Consider the following 20,463-nt stretch of genomic DNA (forward strand, 5'->3'; position numbering starts at 1 on the left):
CATTTTGATCCGCTCAGTGGGAGTCCGCCCAGACTTTCTTCTTGGTGAAGTACATCAGGCCCGCAAACAGGATCAGGAAAATGAAGACCTGGAATCCGAGGCGCTTGCGCGCTTCCATGTGCGGCTCGGCACTCCACATCAGGAACGTGGTGACGTCCTTGGCGTACTGCGCGACGGTCGTCGGCGAGCCATCGTCATAGGTTACCTGGCCGTCGCTGAGCGGCTTGGGCATCTTGATGGCATGGCCCGGGAAGTACTTGTTGTAATAGGAGCCCTCCGGAATGGTCACACCTTCCGGCACCTTGTCCTCAAAACCCTGGAGCAGCGCCGAGACGTAGTCCGGGCCTTGCTCCTGATATTGGGTGAAGAAGTCGACGATGAACATCGGGAAGCCGCGCTTGTACGAGCGCGCCTTGGTGATCAGGGAGAGGTCCGGCGGCGCGGCGCCGCCGTTCGCCGCACGCGCGGCCTGTTCGTTCGCGAACGGCGATGGGAAATAATCCGCCGGGCGCCCCGCACGCTCGAACATGTCACCCGCATCGTTCGGGCCGTCCTTGACCTTGTATTCCGACGCGAACGCTGCGGCCTGCGCAACGGAATAGCCTGGTCCGCCCGCTTCGGCGAGGTTCCGGAAGGCGACGTAGGACAGGCCGTGGCAGCTGGCGCAGACCTCCTTGTAGACTTTCAGGCCGCGCTGCAGCGCGCCGCGGTCGAACTTACCGAAAGGGCCTGAGAACGACCATTTGTTGCCGGGCGGCTGGTCGCTGCCTTCGGACGCCTTCGCGCTGTCGACCGAGCCCGCGAACAACGAACCGGCGAGCGCCAGCATGATCGCGGTCGAGACCATCGGTGTCGATCGGCTTCCGGTCTTGGCCAGCACCGCGTCAGAGATCGAGTTCGGCACCGGCCGCGGCTTCTCGATGCGCGAGAGCAGCGGCAGCACGATCAGGAAGTAGGCGAAGTAGCAGACCGTCAGAACGCGGCCGGCGATCACGTAGATGCCTTCCGGCGGCTGCGCGCCGAGATAGCCGAGCAGGATGCAGACCGCGACGAAGATCCAGAAGAACTGCTTGGCGAGCGGACGGTACTTCGACGACTTCGTCTTTGCTGCGTCCAGCCAGGGCAGGAAGCACAGAATGATGATCGCTCCGAACATCCCGATCACGCCCGCCAGCTTGTTCGGGATTGAGCGCAGGATGGCGTAGAACGGCAGGTAATACCATTCGGGCACGATGTGCGGCGGTGTCACGCCCGGGTTCGCCGGAATGTAATTGTCGGCGTCGCCGAGATAGTTCGGCATGTAGAAGATGAACCAGGCGTACAGCAGCATGAAGCAGGCGACGCCGAACATGTCCTTGATGGTTGCATGCGGCGTGAACGGGACCGTGTCCTTTTCCGTCTTGGGCTCGACGCCGTCAGGATTGTTCTGTCCGGAGACATGCAGCGCCCAGACGTGGAGCACGACGACGCCCGCGATCAGGAATGGCAGCAGATAGTGCAGCGAGAAGAAGCGGTTCAGCGTCGGGTTGCCAACTGAATAGCCGCCCCACAGCAGCGTCACGATGCTCTCCCCGACGTAGGGGATCGCGGAGAACAGATTGGTGATGACGGTAGCGCCCCAGAAGCTCATCTGGCCCCACGGCAGCACGTAGCCCATGAAGCCCGTGGCCATCATCAGGAGGTAGATGATGACGCCGAGGATCCACAGCACCTCGCGCGGCTCCTTGTAGGAGCCGTAATAGAGGCCGCGCAGCATGTGGACGTAGACAGCGACGAAGAACATGGAGGCGCCGACGGCATGCATGTTGCGCAGCAGCCAGCCGTAATTGACATCGCGAACCAGAAGCTCGACCGACTTGAAGGCGAGGTCGGCATGCGGCGTGTAGTGCATCGCCAGGATCACGCCGGTCAGGATCTGGATCCCCAGCATGAAGGAGAGGATGGCGCCGAAGGTCCACCAGTAGTTCAAATTGCGCGGAGTGGGATAGACCACGAAGGAGGAGTGCATGAGGCCGAGGATCGGCAGACGTCGCTCGATCCATTGCAGGGCCGGATTGCTCGGCTGGTAGTCGGATGGTCCGCTCATGATGCGATCCTGAGGAAATAGTACGACGAGACGGCGCGAAGCTTCGGACAAGGGCCCGAAGCTCAGCCGATCTGGATTTTGGTGTCGGAAACGAACTGGTACGGCGGCACCGGCAGGTTCGCGGGCGCGGGCCCCTGGCGGATGCGGCCGGACGAATCGTACTGCGAACCATGGCAGGGGCAGAAGAACCCGTCGTAATTGCCTTCATGGGCGATCGGGATGCAGCCGAGATGGGTGCAGATGCCGATCACGACCAGCCACTGCTCGTGGCCGGACTTGACCCGGGCCTCGTCGGACTGCGGATCGGGCAGGCTCGCCACGTTGACGGCGCGTGCCTCGTCGATCTGCTTCTTGGTGCGGTGACTGATGTAGATCGGCTTGCCGCGCCAGAACACCTTGATGTCCTGTCCCTCGGCGACCGGGCTGAGATCGACCTCGATCGGTGCACCGGCGGCGATGGTCGACGCATCAGGATTCATCTGGGAGATGAAGGGCCAGAGCGCAGCCGCGCCCCCTACTGCTGCAGCCGCCCCCGTTGCAACGAATAAGAAATCACGGCGTGTCGGATGGTCCGCCGAAGACGCTGTCGTCACGATTCCAACCCTTTCTTCTTGTGCAGCCGGCGAAACCGCTCCGGAGGCCCCCAAGGTCCCTAGAACAGCCCGCCCGCGCCCGCGGCCCCCCGCGGCGGCAGAACTTCACTCGTCCCCACCGAAACAAGGCGAAAACAGCAGTCCAGAATCGTTCTATTGGCACCCTTGCCGGGCGAGCGCAAGCCCGCTAACGGCGGGGAAGCGTGCAATGCACGAATTCCCGGGCGGGCGATGTTTTATTGAGACATTTCCGCCCCACAACCAGCCCGTCGCCCATGCTGCAGATAGCGCTTTTCCAGCCCGACATCCCTCAGAACACCGGCACGATTCTCAGGCTCTGCGCCTGCTTGGGATTGGCTGCCCATATCATCGAACCGGCCGGGTTCCCGGTCTCGGACCGTGCGTTCCGCCGGGCGGGAATGGATTACCTCGGCCATGTCAGCATCGTCAGGCACGACTCCTGGCAGAAATTCGAGGACTGGCGCGCCTTGCACGGCTACCGCCTGCTGCTGTTCACCACCAAGGGCGCAACCGACTATCGCGATTTCCGTTACCAGACGTCGGACATCCTGCTATTCGGGCGCGAGAGCGCCGGCGTCACCGACGCGGTGGTCGAGGCCGCGGATGCGCGGCTGGTGATCCCGATCAAAGCGGGGCTGCGGTCGCTCAATGTCGCCATGACCGCGGCCATGGCCGCGGGCGAGGCGCTGCGGCAGATCCGTGCCCCTGCAAGTTCGACAGGTTGAGGAGAGACAATTGAGTTACGCGGTCAAGGAAATCTTCCTGACCCTGCAAGGCGAAGGCGCCCATGCCGGGCGCGCGTCCGTGTTCTGCCGTTTTGCCGGCTGCAATCTCTGGAGCGGGCGCGAGGCGGACCGCCGCGAGGCAATTTGCAAATTCTGCGACACGGATTTCGTCGGCACCGACGGCACCCTCGGCGGCCGCTACGGCTCGGCCGCGCAGCTCGCCGACACCATCGCCGAGCAATGGACGGCAACCGCCGCCAACCGCTACGTGGTGCTCACCGGCGGCGAGCCGCTGCTCCAGGTCGACGTCGCCCTGATCGACGCGCTCCACGCCCGCGGCTTCGAGATCGGCGTCGAGACCAACGGCACGATCGAAGCGCCCGAGGGGCTCGACTGGATCTGCGTCAGCCCCAAGGGCGGCAGCGAGCTGGTGCTGCGCCAAGGCCACGAGCTGAAGCTGGTCTACCCGCAGACCCTCGCCGCCCCCGAAGCCTTCGAGGAGCTCGCCTTCGAGCGCTTCTCGCTGCAGCCGATGGACGGACCCGAGGTCGTCCAGAACACCGCACGTGCGATCGACTATTGCCTGCGCCATCCGCAATGGCGGCTCAGCGTGCAGACGCATAAGTCGCTCGGCATCAGATAGGACGCGACCGGGAATGCAGATGGACATGCCGACGATCGAAGACCGCAAGGCCCGCGCCCGCGCCTGGTTCGAAGCCTTGCGCGACGACATCTGCGCGAGCTTCGAGCGGCTCGAGGACGACGCCCCGCCAAGCCTCTATCGGGGCGACGCCGGCCGCTTCAAGCGCACGCCCTGGCAGCGCACCGACCATACCGGCGCGGCCGGAGGTGGCGGCGTGATGTCGATGATGCATGGCCGGCTGTTCGAGAAGGTCGGCGTGCACTGCTCGACCGTGCATGGCGAGTTCGCGCCGGAATTCCGGGCTCAGATCCCCGGCGCCGCGGAGGATCCAAAATTCTGGGCTTCCGGCATCTCGCTGATCGCGCATATGCGCAATCCGAACGTGCCCGCGGTGCACATGAACACCCGCTTCGTCGTCACCACCAAGGCCTGGTTCGGCGGCGGCGCCGATCTCACGCCGGTGCTGGAGCGACGGCGGACGCAAGAGGACGCCGACGCCATTGCCTTCCACGCCGCGATGAAACAGGCCTGCGCCCAGCCGAGCGGCGTTGCCGATTACGACAAATACAAGAAATGGTGCGAGGAGTATTTCTACCTGCCGCACCGCAAAGAGGCGCGCGGCATCGGCGGCATCTTCTACGACTGGCACGACAGCGGCGACTGGGACGCGGACCTTGCCTTCACGCAAGATGTCGGCCGCGCCTTCCTGAAGATCTACCCCGACATCGTCAGGCGCAATTTCGCGAGCGCCTGGACCGCTGCGGACCGGGAGGAGCAATTGATCCGGCGCGGCCGCTATGTCGAGTTCAACCTGCTCTATGATCGCGGCACCATCTTCGGGCTCAAGACCGGCGGCAACGTGGACTCGATCCTGTCGTCGCTGCCGCCGGAGGTGAAGTGGCCATGACGACGATGCGGCCCGCCGCCAAGCTGCTCCCCCGCGCCATGCTGATCGACATGGACGACACCATCCTGTCGGCCTATGGCCGGCCCGAGATCGCCTGGAACACCATCACCAACGAATTTGCCGAGGAGCTTGCGCCGCTGCCGCCAGCGCTGGTCGCGACCGCCGTGCTCGCCTTCGCGCGAAACTTCTGGGCCAATGCCGAAGCCGCATGGCGGATGAAGCTCGCCGAGGCGCGGCACCTGACGGTCAAGGGCGGTTTTGCCGCGCTCGCGGCGGCCGGCCACCGCGCCCTGCCCGACGACCTCGCCATTCGCCTCGCCGACCGCTTCACCGCCTATCGCGAGGAGGAGATGTTCGTCTTCCCCGGCGCGCATGAAGCGATCGACCAGTTGAAGGCGCTCGGCATCAAGCTGGCGCTGGTGACCAATGGTGCCGCCGACACCCAGCGTGCCAAGGTCGAGCGTTTCGAGCTGGCGCACCGCTTCCACCACATCCAGATCGAGGGCGAACACGGCTTCGGCAAGCCCGAGGAGCGCGCCTATCTGCACGCGATGGAGGCGCTTGGCGTCACCGCCGAGGACACCTGGATGATCGGCGACAATCTGGAATGGGAAGTCGTGACGCCGCAGCGTCTCGGCATCTATTCGATCTGGATCGACGTGCATGGCGATGGCCTGCCCGAAGGCTCGACCGTCAAGCCCGACCGCATCATCCGCTCGCTGACCGAACTGGTGCCGGGCCGGCCCTGATCAGGGCCGCCCAAACAAAAACTGAAAACAACCCCATGCACAGTAGACGGCCCCAGCAAGATCAACACCTTACGGATTTTACGAAGCGCGTTTGATTCGTCGGGCAAAACAGGGGTATGATGCCATCGTCGCAATTGCCATGGACAAGCTTCTGCGCCGCCAGACGACATTGATGCCTCGCGATCTCGGCTGATTTTGAACAGCCTAACCCTGCATCCTACCTGGATCGGTGTGCTTCAGCTCCGGCATGCCAGATGTCCTCTTAGAACAGAACGACGTATCGGGCCGAGTGACTCGGCCCGACCGATCCGGTCGCCTTCGATGGACGCTTCCGCGCGACGCGATCTCGTCCGTCTAATGGACGAAGGCGATTTCGAAATGCATGCCATCAGGGCGGCTTCCGAAATGTCCGCCCCAATAGAATCCATGCTTGTTTGCGATCGGGACCAATTCCCGGACTGATCCACGAGTGCCTATGAGCGCCGGCCGAGCTCCCAATCGATTCTCGTCGGCGTTGATGTCAAACGCACTTCCGAAAGCATGATTGCTCAATTGCGTGGTCGACCCCCGGATGAAGCGAGGCACGAAAGATCCGTCATATGACACGATCCTATCCAGTAGATTCGCGCTCTCCCACTCGTCCCAGAGCGCCTTTAGCTGTGCGGCGGCGAGCTTATGGAATTGCATGGAGGCGGGAGCATGTGCTCCCAAAACCTTCCGCAATTGGGGAATAGGCACGCTGACGATGTTGTCCCTAACCCAGGTCCCGAGGATTCGGATGTTCTCGCGGTTGTCCGGACGGGGATCCGAAACGAAGTTGAACGCTCCAAAAACCGCCCGCCTTGCGACCGTGTTTTCGAGCGGCGGAAAATCGGGTCGCGGCGGGAAGTTTGAACCAGTCATGTCAGAAGCGGGCTCTTCAATGAGCTCGAATCCAAGCTGCATGGCTTTCAAAATGGTTTCGCGACCTGCGACGCCGTCGCTCGTTAGCCCGCTTGCCGCCTGAAACGCACTCGTTGCCGCCTGGGTCTTGTCACCAAACTCTCCGTCAAAGCCGCCCGGATCGAAATGCTGACCTTGCAAAAAGCTCTGCCAGGCTTTGACGAGCGGTCCCTGCGAACCAAGGCGGAGCGCCCGCAAAGCAACGGGCCTCGTCGATTCACCCGGCACCGAAACCGGCGTCTCCGCAATTGGAACGACCTCCGGTGCCGGGCCTGCAACTCCACCCGACAACATTGCGCTGGTCGCGGCTCGTGTTGCGCTGAAGCCGCGAGACTGAGGCTGAATCCTGAGGGTTTCGATCTGTGTGTCGGTCACAACAACCTCCTCTGAGCTGGTGATAAAACTCTTTGCGACGTTCAATGCGTTATTCCAGCGATTGACCAGGCCCTTCCAAAACTTGCTGGTCTCGCTGCGCTTGGCGACATCACGCTCGTACTGCTCGCGGGCCGTGCGCAGGTCTTGCAGGAACTCCAACGTGTCGTCCTCGCGGCCGGCAACGAGTGCGCGTCCCGCGTCATCGATCACGCCATTGTCAGGAACGCGTAAGGCCCTCTGGAGTATTCGCGCAGCACCACGAGGACCTCGGTTGAAGCAGCAGTCTCGCAAGTAACATTCGATCGCCGGCTTTCCCGACCAACTCAACACGCCGTCGGTGTAAGTGGCTATGATTTCGCAGGCCGCCCGTTCCGCCTCCTGAAACTGCCCCGCTTCGACGAGATCGGCCAGCATCCGTGCTTCTTCAGGGTGGAAACGTTCGTTGATGCCAGCGACTTCATACGCTCCGCCACCATCGTCAGCCGGCAGCTTGTAGATTGTGAGTCGTCCCTGCTTGTCGCGCCTAGCTTCGAAGCTGAGGATGGAGGCTGCCATCCGCTGACGGTCCGCCGATGTGCTCATTCAGAGTCCCCCCGCAATATGCAACGTTAGCCGCCGCGGCTTTTGCCGGCTTCATAGCCACGTCCGGCGTGAACCAGCCAAAGCCGACCACGCCAAAGGACGCCAGCGCATCCGCAACACGCTCAATGAATCGGAGCCTACGCCTCGGGCTGAGGACGTGTTGTGAAGTGCTTCACAATCGCTGTTGCAGTTCGATGACGCACGGGCGACTTCCGATTGGCGCCCCGAAGCGACGTATACGAGAGTGTGCCTCGATCGAGGCAAGTCGCGAACGCCCAAATGGCGTCACGGGGGCAGGCGACAAGCGCCGAATCCACTTTTTCGTTTTTTTCGCCACATCGACCGCTCGACCATGTCGGTACGGGCTAGTCTCGACCGTCCTTGGCTGGACACTTCTCGCAAGTGCCGTGGATGGACCCTGCAAACGTCAGATGATGTCGTCACCTCGAGCAAAATCGAACTGGAGCAATGCCCATGAGGATCACCGTCGAAACCAGCGTAGCGGCCCCTATCGATCAGGTCTGGCGTGCTTATACGACGCCGGCCGACATCGTGAAGTGGAATGCTGCGTCCGACGACTGGCATACGACCAAGGCTACGGTCGAGCTACGTGAAGGCGGAGCCTTCTCGTCCCGGATGGAGGCCAAGGACGGCAGCATGGGCTTTGACTTCGCCGGCACCTACACCAAGATCGTCGAGCACGAGCGGATTGAATACGCATTCGGCGATCGAAAAGCGGAGATCGAGTTCGTGCCCGGCCCGAAAGGGGTCGTCGTCCGCGTTGTCTTCGATAGCGAACCGACGCACTCCGTCGAGCAGCAGCAAGGCGGCTGGCAGGCGATCCTCGACAACTTCGCGCGATACGTCGAGGCGAACCAGAAGACGTCGTGAGGGCATGTGAGGCCTGACGTCTCCATGGCGGCTGCCGTCGGCTTTCGCCGAGCCGCCGGGCAGCAGATGTCCGCGTCTGAGCGGTACAGGACGCCGCTCTACTTCTTCAGGATGCCAGGGTTAGTGTTCCCAAGCTGCCGGACGGCGGCGTCCGCAGCTGGCGTGTTGTACGTCGGTCGAGACCCACCGCCGTCCTGATCAGGAGCCGCTGCGCCGAGTTTTTCGCCCGTGGTGCGGTGGCTTTTGGCATTGGACGCGTTGGGGCCTGGCGAACCGCCTGTTCCGTTGAGCGTGGTACCATTCGAAAGCGTCGAACCACCGGTGCCGCTTGCCCCGGTCGCACCGCCAGCCGATGACGAACCACCCGAACCGCCTCCTGAACTTTGCGCAATTGCAAACGAGATGCCGCCTAGCAGGATGGTCGCCGTGATCGCAAAAAGCTTCATCCTTCCTCCCTTTGCGCTCGGCAGTTTTCGAAAGCCGACGAACGTCTCGCCTTGAAGGCTCGCAACCTAGTGCCGGCGCACGAACCATGCGCCAAGAAGAAATGCGACAAGAAGCGAGCGCAAAGGCGCCTTCACAGTTGTCTCGCGCAACTGATCGGCCCATTTCGTCGCGAAGTCCGGGGAAGGCGAGGATAGCGGCCGGTAGCGCGCTCTCCCCAGCGCCGAGGCCGAGGGTCGGCCGGACGTCTGCTTGGCGGCACTCTGCTCGTTCGTCAGCCCGGACGCTTCCGTCATTGCCGAGGCTTCCTTCATGTCCATGCGCGTCCTCCACTGTCGATGGCGAAGCAACCTGCTCCGGTGTTCCTGGTTCCTCTCTGCAACACCTTGCGCGGCGAAAGGCTCCGTTTGGAACAAAGCCCCCGTCTTGGTTGCACTTCCAAAAACGAACGGCCTACCGGTTCCACCAACCTCTGACACGGCGGGGAGCGCAACCTTGTAGGGCCATCCGGCATTTACATGGGATGCAGCGCATAGCGATCATCGCGTTCATGTTTGCACTGGCCACAATGCTCGCACGCTGGGTCGGTGACAGCGACGTGCATACCGCGAGTCACCGCGAGCCTGACAAAACGGCGACCGTCGGGCGGGCACATTGACCACCGTGTAAGCGAAGGGCGAGCGAAGCACTCCCTGCGAATTCAGGTGCTAGCATTGTCGTCGCTGAGCCGGGTCAGCTACGCCACCAATTGCCTCACTGCAGCCGAGATCATCACCAGCCCGCCCGTAATGACTGCGACATCCAGGATCGCGGTATGGATGTGCACCGGCATCCGCTCGACAAAGGCTTTTGCCAGAAACGCGCCGGGAATGGCGGCGGCTCCGATCAGCAGCGCAAAGGCGAGCACCTGCGCGGTCACGGCGCCTGCGAGACCGAACACCGAGATCTTGATGAGGCCGGTGCCGAGCGAGATCATCGCATCGGTCGCGATCACCGCGGCGCCCTCTAACCCGGCGGCCATCAGGAGCGAGAGCAGGATCACGCCGGAGCCGGAGGTGCCGCCGACCAGCACGCCGTAGCCGACCGAGCCCGCGGCAAGGCCGGTGTCGCCGATCTTGACCTTTCGGCGACGGAGCACACGGCGCAACGGAACGCTCAGGATCAGCATGGCGCCGATCACGAGCGCGGCACCGGCATTGGTCAGACGCGTATAGCCGTAAGCGCCGAGCGCAGTCGTCAAGCCAGCGCAGGCGAGCACGATCAGCGCGCGGCGACGATCGGCATAACGGATGTAGGCGAGTGCACGGCTCGAATTGGTGAGCATCGCAGAGATCGCGATGATCGGCACCACGGGCTCCGCGCCGACCAGCGGCACCAGCACCAGCGGCATCAAGGCGCCGGTGCCATAACCGGCAAGACCACCGATGATCGAAGCAAACAACGCCATCAACGCGACCAGCAGGAGCTGAAAAAACGAGATGTCGGCGAGGGCTGAGACGATGGTCACGTTCTCCCGTCGCGGCTGATGCGGGCCGCAGCTCGATCGGCGATGGAAGCGATCGCGGCTTCATCTAGGGGAAAATCCGCCGCAAGCCAAGCGTCCTCGGCGAGCGTCAACACATGTCCGAGCGCAGGTCCTTCGGCGAGGCCACGCGCGATGAAATCCGCGGCCTTCAACGGAAATTTCGGCGCAGTCCAGCGCTGCGGCAGTTCGGCGAGCGCGCGCCAGTGCATTGACACGACATCGCCGCCGGCCCGCGCCCATCCCAGCAACACACGATCGTGATAGCGCTCGGCGCCGAGCCGGTAGAGCAGCCGCCGCGCATTGGCCTCGTCCTTGGCGACCAGGCGCCACCAGCGGTGGCCCATCGAATCCAGCGCCTTGGTCTCGGCATTGGACAGCCGCAAGCGCGCGGCGACGCGCTTGGCATCTTCGGTCACAGCGACGGTGAGCGCAGCGAGGCGCCGCGTGGTGCTCGCGGTGAGGCCGAGTTCGCGCTCGATCGCAATCATCGTCGCTAGCGGCCCGGTATAGACGACGCCGCCGGTCAGCGCTTGCAGCAATCCGCCCTCCGCCATGGCCAGCGCGGCCGCGGATGCCCCCGACGCCACCAGCAGCTTGAGCATCTCCATCCGCACCCGCTCGGCCGAGAGGCTGGCGAGGCCCGCACGTCCCCGGATGCAGGCGAGATAGCCGTCGCGGTCGGGCTCGCCCGTGCCGAAGGCGGCGTGGATGCGGAAGAAGCGCAGGATGCGCAAGTAATCCTCGGCGATGCGCTGGCCGGGATCACCGATGAAGCGCACGCGGCGCGCTTTCGCATCCGCGATGCCGCCGACATGGTCGTAGACGACGCCTGCCGCATCGACCGACAGGCCGTTCATGGTGAAGTCGCGCCGCTCGGCGTCCTTGACCCAGTCGCGGCCGAACGCAACCTTGGCCTTGCGGCCGAAGGTTTCGGTGTCCTCGCGCAGGGTCGTGACTTCGTAGGGGTGGCTGTCGATCACCAGCGTGACGGTGCCGTGATCGATGCCGGTCGGCACGCTCTTGATGCCGGCAGCCCTGGCGCGCCGCATCACCTCTTCCGGCCGCGCCGTGGTGGCGATGTCGATGTCGCCGGGCTTGAGCCCGAGCAGCGCGTTGCGCACGGCGCCGCCGACCACCCGGGCCTCCTCGCCGTCAGCGTTGAGCAATTGCAGGACGCGCGCGGTGCCGCCAGAGATCAGCCAGGGCGCATCGGCAAGAATCGGCGCAAATATCGGCTCCGCGCTCATCGTGCGGCCTCTATTTTTCCACGCCCGGCACCAGCCGGCCGTTCTCGATATGGGCGGGAACGTAAGTCGAATCCGGGGCGGCGCCGGAGAAATGCGCGAAGCCGATCAGCCCGGCGATCACCAGCACCAGCGCCGCCAAGACAAGGCGCGCGACGACGGTGACCGGCCAGGACGTTCGTGCGAACAGGCCGGACCGCGTCGCGGCCAGGAACAGCGCATAGACGGCAAAGGGAATGAGGAAGATTCCGATCTCGGTCAGGACCGGCCGGATCATGATGAGTAGATCCGCTCATACAGCACACGCAGCATGCCGGCCGTCGCACCCCAGATGTAGCGTTCCGCGAACGGCATCGCGTAGTACGAGCGCGACATGCCGCGGAATTCCTTGCTGTGCACCTGATGGTTCACCGGGTTCATCAGGAAGGATAGCGGCACCTCGAACGCGTCATCAACCTCGGAATGGTTGATGGTGAGCGTGAAGCCCGGCCGGACCCTCGCGACCGTCGGCAGGATGCGGAAGCCGAACCCCGTGCCGTAGAGATCGAGATAGCCGAGCGGCTCGACGAAGTCTCTGGACAGCCCGACTTCCTCCTCGGCCTCGCGCAGCGCCGCGTCCAGCGGCGAGGAGTCGGTCGGGTCGATCTTGCCGCCGGGAAAGGCGATCTGGCCGGCATGATCGTTCAGATGCGCCGAGCGCTGCGTCAGCAAAATGGTCGGCTCGGGATGATCGACCACCGCGATCAGGACTGCTGCGGGGCGGACCGGCTGCTCGCGCGCGATGATCTCGAGCATCTTGTCGGTGCCGGGATCGCCCGAGGCGGGGATGATGTTGGGATCGTAGAGGCCGGCCGGGACGTCGAAGTCGAGCTTGGCCCGGGACCGCGCGAAGAAATCCGCCGCGCCGATCACGGCCCGATCGTACTTGGGGATAGGCTTGTTCAAAGCGCCGCCCTCACCTGCTCCGCATCCGCCATGGCGAAGAATTCGCCTGATGATTCGACGCCGAACATCGGCTGGCCATCGACCATCCGCTCCTCACCCATGTCAACCAGATCGTAATAGAGCGCCCGCGTGACCTTGGCCCAGAGATCGGCGCGGACATGCAAGTACGGCGTCAGACCGCCGTCGCTGGCCTGCTCGAACCGCAGCCGGTGCGCGGTATCGCACGTGACCCAGTCGTCGACATTGGTGCGGAAGCGCAGCACGCGATGGTCGTCCTCGCCTTCCTTCAGCATCTCGACCGCCATGAAAGGCGCATCATCGACCCGAATGCCGACCTTCTCGACTGGTGTGACCAGGAAATGCTTGTCGCCCTCGCGCTTCAGGACGGTCGAAAACAGCCGGACCAGAGCGGGACGCCCGATTGGAGTGCCCATGTAGAACCAAGTACCATCGGCGGCGATTCGGATGTCGAGATCGCCGCAAAACGGCGGATTCCACAGATGCACCGGCGGCAGGCCCTTTTTGGCGCCTTCGTCATTGGTGGCGCTTTTGGCGGCGGCAGTCAGCCCCTCGAGACCGCGGTCGGCGCCTTGCCCTTGGTTCGCCATGGTTTGCCCTGACTTTGTCCTTGGCACGATTGGTGCAGGTCTACGTTGTACATCGGCGCCCGGTTCCACCCCGGATTTTCCGGTGCGGGCGGTCGCCACTTCGTGATGCCGTACATAACCCGAAGCCGATAAGGTGGGGATAGGTTAATTCAACGAATACATGGCCTTCCTGCAAGTCTAGCATAGGGCCCATGATCTAGCGTGATGACGTGACGGTGATGAATTGCGTGATCACGCGGCGGTCGATGACTGGCGGGATGCGATAACATCACGACGCAAGCCGCATGGCGGGTTGAAGGAGCGAACGGATGGCGGAGAGTGTCGAGAAACTCGAGGACGGGATCGTCCGTTCGGCCGAGCAGGTGTCGGGCCAGATTCGCGCAGCGAAAGAGGCGATCGCATCTGTCATCTTCGGCCAGGATCGCGTGATCGAGAACACGCTGGTCACGATCCTCTCCGGCGGCCATGCGCTGCTGATCGGCGTGCCTGGCCTCGCCAAGACCAAGCTGGTCGAGACGCTCGGCGTCACGCTCGGTCTCGACGCCAAGCGCATCCAGTTCACACCCGACCTGATGCCGTCGGACATTCTCGGCGCCGAAGTGCTCGATGAGAGCACCGCGGGCAAGCGCGCCTTCCGCTTCATTTCAGGTCCGGTGTTCGCTCAGCTGCTGATGGCCGACGAGATCAACCGCGCCAGCCCGCGGACGCAGTCGGCGCTGCTGCAGGCGATGCAGGAGCAGCACATCACCGTCGCCGGCGCACGTCATGATCTGCCGAAGCCCTTCCACGTGCTCGCGACGCAGAATCCGCTGGAGCAGGAAGGCACCTATCCGCTGCCGGAAGCGCAGCTCGACCGCTTCCTGATGGAGATCGACGTCGACTATCCCGATCGCGACGCCGAACGCCGCATCCTGTTCGAAACCACCGGCGCCGAAGAGACGCTGGCCAAGGTCGCGATGACGCCCGATGCGCTGATTACCGCGCAGCGGCTGATCCGGCGCCTGCCCGTCGGCGATTCCGTCGTGGAGGCGATCCTGTCGCTGGTGCGCTCGGCGCGCCCTGGTGCGGACGCCGGCGAAGCCGGCAAATTCATCGCCTGGGGCCCCGGCCCGCGCGCCAGCCAGTCGCTGATGCTGGCCGTGCGCGCGCGGGCGCTGATCGACGGACGCCTCGCGCCCTCGGTCGACGACGTCCTCGACCTCGCGGAGCCCGTGCTGAAGCACCGCATGGCGCTGACGTTCCAGGCGCGCGCCGAAGGCCGCACGATTGCGGACGTGATCCGGCAGTTGAAGACACGGATCGGTTGATGGCAGCGGAGAACGGGCGCGCAGGCAAGGAGATCGTCGCGATCCGACGTGCCGATGGCGAAAGCCGCACGCTCGCAGCTTCCTTGCCGCGCCTGGTGCTCGAAGCCCGCCGTATTGCCGCCAACGTCATCCATGGCCTGCATGGAAGGCGCCGCGCCGGCTCCGGCGAAAATTTCTGGCAATACCGCCGTTTTGTCTCCGGCGAGCCGGCGCAGAACGTCGACTGGCGCCGCTCGGCGCGTGACGACCATCTCTATGTCCGCGAGCTCGAATGGGAAGCTTCGCACACGGTGTGGATCTGGCCCGACCGCTCGCCCTCGATGGCGTTCGCCTCGAAGAGCGCGCGCGAGTCCAAGCTCGAACGCACCCTGATCGTCGCCTTCGCACTGGCCGAACTGCTGGTCTCCGGCGGCGAACGCGTCGGCATTCCCGGGCTGATGGCGCCGACCGCGAGCCGCAGCGTCATCGACAAGATGGCGCAGGCGATGCTGCATGACGATGCCGATCGTCTCAGCCTGCCGCCGTCCTTTGTGCCTGCGGCGCTCGCCGAGACGATCGTGCTGTCGGATTTCTGGTCCCCGATCGCGGAGATCAGGGCCACGCTCGCAGGGCTCTCCGGCTCGGGCGCGCATGGCACGCTGGTGCAGATCGTCGATCCCGCCGAAGAATCGTTCCCCTATTCCGGCCGCGTCGAGTTCGTCGAGCCCGAAGGTTTCGGGGTGATCACCGCCGGCCGCGCCGAGAGCTGGGCGCAGGATTACACCGCGCGGCTCGCGCTGCACCGCGACCAGATCCGCGCCGAGACCAACAAGCTCGACTGGCTGTTCACGACGCACGCCACCGACCGTTCCGCCGCCGAGCTGCTGCTGTTCCTGCATGCCGGCATGCAGGTGAGCAAGTCGGGCGCCCGCACCACGATCATCAAGGCGGGGCCGGCCGCATGATGGGACTGCCGCTCGCTTTCACCCAACCGCTGCTGCTGATCGGGCTCGTCAGCCTTCCGGTGCTGTGGTGGCTGCTGCGCGTGATGCCGCCGCGGCCGCGCCGCATCGAGTTTCCGCCGACGCGTCTGTTGTTCGACATTGCGCCCAGGGAAGAGACGCCCTCGCGGACGCCGTGGTGGTTGACCGCGCTGCGTCTGCTGGCCGCGGCGCTGGTGATCTTCGCCGCCGCCGGTCCGATCTGGAATCCGCAGACGGGCCTTGCCGGCAGCAAGGCACCGCTGATGATCATGTTCGACGACGGCTGGAGCGCGGCCTCGCACTGGGACATCAGGATCAGGGCCGCCGACGAGCTGATCGCCAACGCCGACACCGACCGCCGCGCCATCGCACTGGTGCAGCTGTCCGAGCCGAACCGCGACATCACCCTGATGCCGGCGGGTGCCGCGCGTGTCGCGCTGCGACAGCTCGCGCCAAAGCCCTATTCGATCGACCGCGTCGAGACGCTGGCTGCCATCGACCGTTTCCTGAAAGCCACCGGCGATTGCGAGATCGCCTGGCTGTCCGACGGCGTCGACACCGGCCGCGGCGAGGACTTCGTGCAGGGCCTCGGCAAGACCATCGGCGATCGCAGCCTGACCCTATTCGATGGCGGCACCTCCTCACCATTGGCGCTGGTCGCGGCCGAGAACGCGGCCGCCAGGATGACGGTGAAGGTGCTGCGCACCGACAGCGGCATCGCTGTCGGTATCGTGCGCGCGCTGGACCAGAAGGCCTCGCCGATCGGAGAAGCCCGTTACGCGTTCGGCCCGCAGGACAAGGAGACCGACGCTTCGTTCGATCTGCCGGTCGAGCTGCGCAACGACATCACGCGGCTCGAAATATCGGGCGAGCGCTCCGCCGGCGCGGTGCAGCTGCTCGACAAGCGCTGGCGCCGCCGCGCCATCGGCATCGTCTCGGGCGCGACCAGCGAGACCGCGCAGCCGCTGCTGGCGCCGACCTTCTACCTCACCCGCGCGCTGGCGCCGTTCGCCGACGTCAGGCTCGCCGACAAGGGTTCGCCGCAGCAGGGCATCACCCAATTTTTGGACCAGAAGCTGCCGATGATCATCCTCGCCGATGTCGGCACCATCGCCCCCGAGTTGCGCGAGCGCGTCAATGCCTGGATCGACCAGGGCGGCGTGCTGGTGCGGTTCGCCGGTCCCCGGCTGGCGCAGGCGGAAGACGATCTCGTGCCGGTCAAGCTGCGCAAGGGCGGCCGCACGCTCGGCGGCAGCCTGACCTGGGAGAAGCCGCAGCATCTGGCCTCCTTCGCCGCCGACGGTCCGTTTGCCGGCGTCGCGGTCCCCAGGGACGTCACCGTGAGCCGCCAGGTGCTGGCGGAGCCCGACGCGGTGCTCGCCACCAAGAGCTGGGCCTCGCTGGAAGACGGCACCCCGCTGGTGACGGGCGAGCATCGCGGCAAGGGACTGGTCGGCCTGTTCCACGTCAGCGCCGACATGCGCTGGTCGGATCTGCCGATGTCGGGCACCTTCGTCGAAATGCTGCGGCGGGTGGTCGACATGTCCGGCTACACGTCCAAACCCGGCGCAGGCGTTGCCAGCGAAGCGACCACCGAAACGGTGGCGCCGCTGCACATGCTCGACGGTTTTGGCGCCTTCGGTCCGCCGCCGGCGACCGCAAAGCCACTGCCGGCGGATTACCGCGACCGCGCCACATCAGATCATCCGCCGGGCTTCTATGGCCCGGCCGAAGGACCGCTCGCCGTGAACACGCTTGCTAGCGCCGACCGCATCGAGGCCCTCAACACCGCGAGCCTGCGCGCCCGCCACGCCACCTATACCAATGCCGAGCCGCGGGACTTGCGTGGCTGGTTGCTGTCGACGGCGCTCGCGCTGTTCCTGATCGATGCCATCATCGTCGCGGTGCTCGGCGGCGGGATCGCCGCGCTGCTGCGCCGCCGCGCGGCGCCCGCGATGATCGTCCTTGGCCTGCTGTTCGCGGCGCTCTCGCCGGCGCCGTCACGCGCCGACAGCGCCGCGGACGATTTCGCGATGAAGGCGACGTCGCAGACCCGCCTCGCCTATGTCGTCACCGGCAATGCCGACGTGGACTCCATCGTCAAAGCGGGCTTGAACGGGCTGACGCTGTTCCTGGCCCAGCGCACCGCGCTGGAGGCCGGCGATCCCGTCGGCATCGATCCGGCGCGCGACGAGCTCGCCTTCTTCCCGCTGATCTACTGGCCGATCGTGCCGGGCGCGCCCAAACCGCCGCGGGACGCCATCAACAAGATCGACGCCTACATGAAGCAGGGCGGCACCGTGCTGTTCGACACGCGCGATGCGATCGAAGCACCGCCCGGCGCGAACGGCGCGGCACAGACCCCGGGCATGCAGACGCTGCGCGAGATCCTGTCGTCGCTCGACGTGCCGGAGCTCGAGCCGGTCCCGCGCGAGCACGTGCTGACCAAGACCTTCTATCTGCTGCGCGACTTCCCCGGCCGCTTCGTCACCGGCCAGACCTGGGTCGAGACCCTGCCGCGCGACGAGGACGAGGACAGCGCGCAGCGGCCGGCGCGTGGCGGCGACGGCGTCTCGCCGATCATCATCACGTCGAACGATCTTGCCGGTGCCTGGGCCGTGCGGCCCGACGGCCAGGCCATGCTGCCGGTGACCGGCGGCGACACCCGCCAGCGCGAATTCGCCTACCGCGCCGGCGCCAACATCGTGATGTACACCCTGACCGGCAACTACAAGGCCGACCAGGTGCACGCACCGGCCCTGATCGAACGGCTGGGGCAATAGGATCGATATGAATTACGGCATCGCGTTCACGCCGCTTGTACCTGCGATCGTGCTGTGGCTCGCGCTCGCCGCGATCGTCGTCGTCGCGCTGGTGCTGCTGCTCGCGCGCGCACGCGGCGCCGCCGTGCGCGTCGCCGCGCTGGCGCTGTTCCTGCTGGCGCTCTCCAATCCCTCCTTCACCCGCGAGGACCGCGACCCCCTCACCTCGGTTGCGGCCGTCGTCGTCGACAAGAGCCCGAGCCAGAATTTCGGCAACCGCAATCGCGAGGCAGCAACGGCGCAGGAGGCGCTGGTCGACAGCCTGAAGAAGATCAAGGGCCTCGAAGTCCGCGTTGTCGACGCCGGACAGGCCGATGGCGAGACCGACGGCACCAAACTGTTCGGCGCCCTCGCCTCGACCTTGTCGGACGTGCCGGTGGACCGCGTCGCCGGCGCGTTCCTGATCACGGACGGCCGCGTCCACGACATTCCGGCGAACGCCGCCGCGCTGGGCTTCCAGGCGCCGGTGCACGCGCTGGTCACCGGCCAGAAGGACGAGCGCGACCGCCGCATCGCGATCACGGCGGCACCGCGCTTCGGCATCGTCGGGCAGACCCAGACCATCAACTACCGCCTCGACGACCAGGGCGTCACCGGCGAGCGCGCCAAGGTGACGATCCGCAGGGACGGCGAGGTCATCAACGAGCGCACGTTGTCGAGCGGCCAAGCCGCGAGCGTCGACGTCGACATCAAGCATGCCGGGCCGAACATCGTCGAGATCGAGGCCTCGCCGCTCGAGCGCGAATTGACGCCGGTGAACAACCGTGCCGTCGTCGCCATCGACGGCGTGCGCGACAAGTTGCGCGTGCTGCTGGTCTCGGGCGAGCCGCATTCCGGCGAGCGGACCTGGCGCAATCTGCTCAAGTCCGACGCCAGCGTCGATCTCGTGCATTTCACCATTCTGCGTCCGCCGGAGAAGCAGGACGGCACGCCGATCAACGAATTGTCGCTGATCGCGTTTCCGACCCGCGAATTGTTCCAGCAGAAGATCAACGAATTCCAGCTGATCATCTTCGACCGCTATGCCCGCCAGGGCGTACTGCCGATCGCCTATTTCGACAACATCGCGCGCTATGTCCGCTCCGGCGGCGCGGTGCTGGTCTCGGCCGGACCCGACTACGCCTCCAACACCAGCATCTGGCGCACGCCGCTGGATACGGTGCTGCCGGCCGAACCGGTCGGCGTGACGGAAAAACCGTTCTATGCGCATCTGTCGGACGTCGGCAAACGCCACCCCGTCACGCGCGCCCTGGAGGGCTCCGCGAGCGAGCCGCCGCGCTGGAGCCGCTTCTTCAGGACGGTCGACACCCGCAATTCCGTCAACCCGCCGGTGATGACGGGGGCCGACGGCAAGCCGCTTCTGTTCCTGTCGCGTTTCGGCGAAGGCCGCGTCGCGCTCTTGCTGTCCGATCACATCTGGCTGTGGGCGCGCGGCTATGAGGGCGGCGGCCCGCATCTCGATCTGCTCAGGCGGATGTCACACTGGCTGATGAAGCAGCCGGACCTCGACGAGGAGGCGCTGCGTCTGCAGGTGCAGGGCAAGGACCTCGTCGTCGTGCGTCAGACCATGGCCGACAGTGTCCAGCCGGTGAGCGTGACCTCGCCGTCGGGCGTGTCGAACGATTTGACGCTCGCGCCTGCCGACCCCGGCGAATGGCGCGCCAGCCTTCCCGCCAGCGAACTCGGCCTGTGGCAGGCCACCGACGGCACGCTGAAGGCGCTGATCAATGTCGGCCCGACCAATCCGAAGGAGTTTTCGGAGGTCACCTCCACCGTCGATACGCTGAAGCCACTGACCCAGGCGACCGGCGGCGACGCCGTCCGCGTGGCCAGCGGCTCAAGTGTCGAGCTGCCGCGCATCCTGCCGGTGCGCTCGGTGGGCATGTTCCATGGCGACGGCTGGATGGGCGTGCGGATGCGCGATGCCAGCGTGGTGAAAGGCGTCGGCGTGCTGCCGATCTTCGCCGGCGTGATCGGCCTTTTGCTGCTGCTCGGCGCCTTCGCCGCGACCTGGGTCCGCGAAGGGCGCTAGTTGCCGGAATGACACATCAAGTCGGCGGTCTGCATGCGCCGATCCGCCCGCCGTTGACAT

The 20,463-nt window shown here is 65.3% G+C and carries 19 protein-coding genes; 9 read left to right on the forward strand and 10 right to left on the reverse strand.

Features of this window, described 5'->3' with window-relative positions; all coding sequences use genetic code 11:
- Positions 1-13: 13 nt before the first annotated feature.
- Together fbcH and petA are read right to left on the reverse strand one after the other, a co-directional pair.
- Complete coding sequence (gene fbcH / locus IVB28_RS25290) at positions 14-2,086, reverse strand: cytochrome b/c1 (protein ID WP_247529791.1); 2,073 nt, start codon at positions 2,084-2,086, stop codon at positions 14-16.
- A 62-nt stretch (positions 2,087-2,148) separates the two neighbouring features.
- Complete coding sequence (petA, locus tag IVB28_RS25295; RefSeq protein ID WP_026232845.1) at positions 2,149-2,679, reverse strand: ubiquinol-cytochrome c reductase iron-sulfur subunit; 531 nt, start codon at positions 2,677-2,679, stop codon at positions 2,149-2,151.
- Positions 2,680-2,957: 278 nt separating this feature from the next.
- Between petA and IVB28_RS25300 the strand changes: the two genes are divergently transcribed.
- The 4 genes from IVB28_RS25300 to IVB28_RS25315 are packed head-to-tail and all read left to right on the forward strand — an operon-like array spanning position 2,958 to position 5,724.
- Positions 2,958-3,425: a tRNA (cytidine(34)-2'-O)-methyltransferase gene (locus tag IVB28_RS25300; RefSeq protein WP_247530167.1), complete on the forward strand. Its 468-nt coding sequence runs from the start codon at positions 2,958-2,960 to the stop codon at positions 3,423-3,425.
- Between the two features lie 10 nt (positions 3,426-3,435).
- Complete coding sequence (gene queE / locus IVB28_RS25305; RefSeq protein WP_247529793.1) at positions 3,436-4,068, forward strand: 7-carboxy-7-deazaguanine synthase; 633 nt, start codon at positions 3,436-3,438, stop codon at positions 4,066-4,068.
- Between the two features lie 19 nt (positions 4,069-4,087).
- Positions 4,088-4,975: an oxygen-dependent coproporphyrinogen oxidase gene (gene hemF / locus IVB28_RS25310; RefSeq protein WP_247529794.1), complete on the forward strand. Its 888-nt coding sequence runs from the start codon at positions 4,088-4,090 to the stop codon at positions 4,973-4,975.
- Complete coding sequence (locus IVB28_RS25315) at positions 4,972-5,724, forward strand: HAD family hydrolase (RefSeq protein WP_247529795.1); 753 nt, start codon at positions 4,972-4,974, stop codon at positions 5,722-5,724. Before hemF ends, IVB28_RS25315 begins: the two co-directional genes overlap by 4 nt.
- Before the next feature lie 354 nt (positions 5,725-6,078).
- On the opposite strand, the gene IVB28_RS25320 is transcribed toward IVB28_RS25315, so the two are convergent.
- Positions 6,079-7,623 (reverse strand): M15 family metallopeptidase, encoded by a 1,545-nt coding sequence (locus tag IVB28_RS25320; RefSeq protein WP_247529796.1) that lies wholly within the window; start codon positions 7,621-7,623, stop codon positions 6,079-6,081.
- Positions 7,624-8,097: 474 nt separating this feature from the next.
- On the opposite strand from IVB28_RS25320, the gene IVB28_RS25325 reads away from it, so the two are divergent.
- Positions 8,098-8,514, forward strand: coding sequence for an SRPBCC family protein (locus IVB28_RS25325; protein ID WP_247529797.1), 417 nt, complete (start codon positions 8,098-8,100; stop codon positions 8,512-8,514).
- Between the two features lie 98 nt (positions 8,515-8,612).
- Here the strand turns inward: IVB28_RS25325 and IVB28_RS25330 are convergent, their stop codons facing one another.
- The 7 genes from IVB28_RS25330 to IVB28_RS25360 form a co-directional block, all read right to left on the reverse strand.
- Positions 8,613-8,960, reverse strand: a complete 348-nt coding sequence (locus IVB28_RS25330; protein ID WP_247529798.1) for a hypothetical protein — start codon at positions 8,958-8,960, stop codon at positions 8,613-8,615.
- A 66-nt stretch (positions 8,961-9,026) separates the two neighbouring features.
- On the reverse strand, positions 9,027-9,278 hold the full coding sequence (locus IVB28_RS25335; protein WP_247529799.1) for a hypothetical protein: 252 nt from the start codon (positions 9,276-9,278) through the stop codon (positions 9,027-9,029).
- A gap of 416 nt (positions 9,279-9,694) precedes the next feature.
- Positions 9,695-10,465: a sulfite exporter TauE/SafE family protein gene (locus IVB28_RS25340; RefSeq protein WP_247529800.1), complete on the reverse strand. Its 771-nt coding sequence runs from the start codon at positions 10,463-10,465 to the stop codon at positions 9,695-9,697.
- Positions 10,462-11,730, reverse strand: a complete 1,269-nt coding sequence (locus IVB28_RS25345) for a CCA tRNA nucleotidyltransferase (protein ID WP_247529801.1) — start codon at positions 11,728-11,730, stop codon at positions 10,462-10,464. The genes IVB28_RS25340 and IVB28_RS25345 overlap by 4 nt, the downstream gene beginning before the upstream one ends.
- 10 nt (positions 11,731-11,740) lie before the next feature.
- Entirely contained in the window at positions 11,741-12,004 is a 264-nt protein-coding gene (locus IVB28_RS25350) for a DUF6111 family protein (RefSeq protein ID WP_247529802.1), read from the reverse strand.
- Entirely contained in the window at positions 12,001-12,672 is a 672-nt protein-coding gene (locus IVB28_RS25355; protein ID WP_247529803.1) for a CoA pyrophosphatase, read from the reverse strand. The genes IVB28_RS25350 and IVB28_RS25355 overlap by 4 nt, the downstream gene beginning before the upstream one ends.
- Positions 12,669-13,280, reverse strand: coding sequence for a DUF1285 domain-containing protein (locus IVB28_RS25360; protein WP_247529804.1), 612 nt, complete (start codon positions 13,278-13,280; stop codon positions 12,669-12,671). The genes IVB28_RS25355 and IVB28_RS25360 overlap by 4 nt, the downstream gene beginning before the upstream one ends.
- A 308-nt stretch (positions 13,281-13,588) precedes the next feature.
- Here IVB28_RS25360 and IVB28_RS25365 point away from each other — a divergent pair, with 308 nt between their 5' ends.
- From IVB28_RS25365 to IVB28_RS25380, 4 genes are read left to right on the forward strand one after another with little or no spacing between them, the layout of a single operon-like run.
- Complete coding sequence (locus IVB28_RS25365; protein ID WP_247529805.1) at positions 13,589-14,587, forward strand: MoxR family ATPase; 999 nt, start codon at positions 13,589-13,591, stop codon at positions 14,585-14,587.
- Positions 14,587-15,531 (forward strand): DUF58 domain-containing protein, encoded by a 945-nt coding sequence (locus IVB28_RS25370; protein ID WP_247529806.1) that lies wholly within the window; start codon positions 14,587-14,589, stop codon positions 15,529-15,531. Before IVB28_RS25365 ends, IVB28_RS25370 begins: the two co-directional genes overlap by 1 nt.
- A complete protein-coding gene (locus tag IVB28_RS25375) occupies positions 15,528-18,332 on the forward strand; it encodes a DUF4159 domain-containing protein (RefSeq protein ID WP_247529807.1) in 2,805 nt (934 codons plus the stop codon). The genes IVB28_RS25370 and IVB28_RS25375 overlap by 4 nt, the downstream gene beginning before the upstream one ends.
- A gap of 7 nt (positions 18,333-18,339) precedes the next feature.
- On the forward strand, positions 18,340-20,403 hold the full coding sequence (locus IVB28_RS25380; RefSeq protein WP_247529808.1) for a hypothetical protein: 2,064 nt from the start codon (positions 18,340-18,342) through the stop codon (positions 20,401-20,403).
- The last annotated feature ends 60 nt before the right edge of the window (positions 20,404-20,463 follow it).

This window comes from Bradyrhizobium sp. 199, from assembly GCF_023073355.1.
Lineage (GTDB): Bacteria > Pseudomonadota > Alphaproteobacteria > Rhizobiales > Xanthobacteraceae > Bradyrhizobium.

What these genes read in the sequence shown, in the direction of transcription:
- fbcH (WP_247529791.1), bottom strand. Translation starts at nt 2,086, where the DNA reads ATGAGCGGACCATCCGACTACCAGCCGAGCAATCCGGCCCTGCAATGG.
- hemF (WP_247529794.1), top strand. Translation starts at nt 4,088, where the DNA reads ATGGACATGCCGACGATCGAAGACCGCAAGGCCCGCGCCCGCGCCTGG.
- IVB28_RS25315 (WP_247529795.1), top strand. Translation starts at nt 4,972, where the DNA reads ATGACGACGATGCGGCCCGCCGCCAAGCTGCTCCCCCGCGCCATGCTG.
- IVB28_RS25320 (WP_247529796.1), bottom strand. Translation starts at nt 7,623, where the DNA reads ATGAGCACATCGGCGGACCGTCAGCGGATGGCAGCCTCCATCCTCAGC.
- IVB28_RS25325 (WP_247529797.1), top strand. Translation starts at nt 8,098, where the DNA reads ATGAGGATCACCGTCGAAACCAGCGTAGCGGCCCCTATCGATCAGGTC.
- IVB28_RS25330 (WP_247529798.1), bottom strand. Translation starts at nt 8,960, where the DNA reads ATGAAGCTTTTTGCGATCACGGCGACCATCCTGCTAGGCGGCATCTCG.
- IVB28_RS25335 (WP_247529799.1), bottom strand. Translation starts at nt 9,278, where the DNA reads ATGGACATGAAGGAAGCCTCGGCAATGACGGAAGCGTCCGGGCTGACG.
- IVB28_RS25345 (WP_247529801.1), bottom strand. Translation starts at nt 11,730, where the DNA reads ATGAGCGCGGAGCCGATATTTGCGCCGATTCTTGCCGATGCGCCCTGG.
- IVB28_RS25350 (WP_247529802.1), bottom strand. Translation starts at nt 12,004, where the DNA reads ATGATCCGGCCGGTCCTGACCGAGATCGGAATCTTCCTCATTCCCTTT.
- IVB28_RS25360 (WP_247529804.1), bottom strand. Translation starts at nt 13,280, where the DNA reads ATGGCGAACCAAGGGCAAGGCGCCGACCGCGGTCTCGAGGGGCTGACT.
- IVB28_RS25365 (WP_247529805.1), top strand. Translation starts at nt 13,589, where the DNA reads ATGGCGGAGAGTGTCGAGAAACTCGAGGACGGGATCGTCCGTTCGGCC.
- IVB28_RS25370 (WP_247529806.1), top strand. Translation starts at nt 14,587, where the DNA reads ATGGCAGCGGAGAACGGGCGCGCAGGCAAGGAGATCGTCGCGATCCGA.
- IVB28_RS25375 (WP_247529807.1), top strand. Translation starts at nt 15,528, where the DNA reads ATGATGGGACTGCCGCTCGCTTTCACCCAACCGCTGCTGCTGATCGGG.
- IVB28_RS25380 (WP_247529808.1), top strand. Translation starts at nt 18,340, where the DNA reads ATGAATTACGGCATCGCGTTCACGCCGCTTGTACCTGCGATCGTGCTG.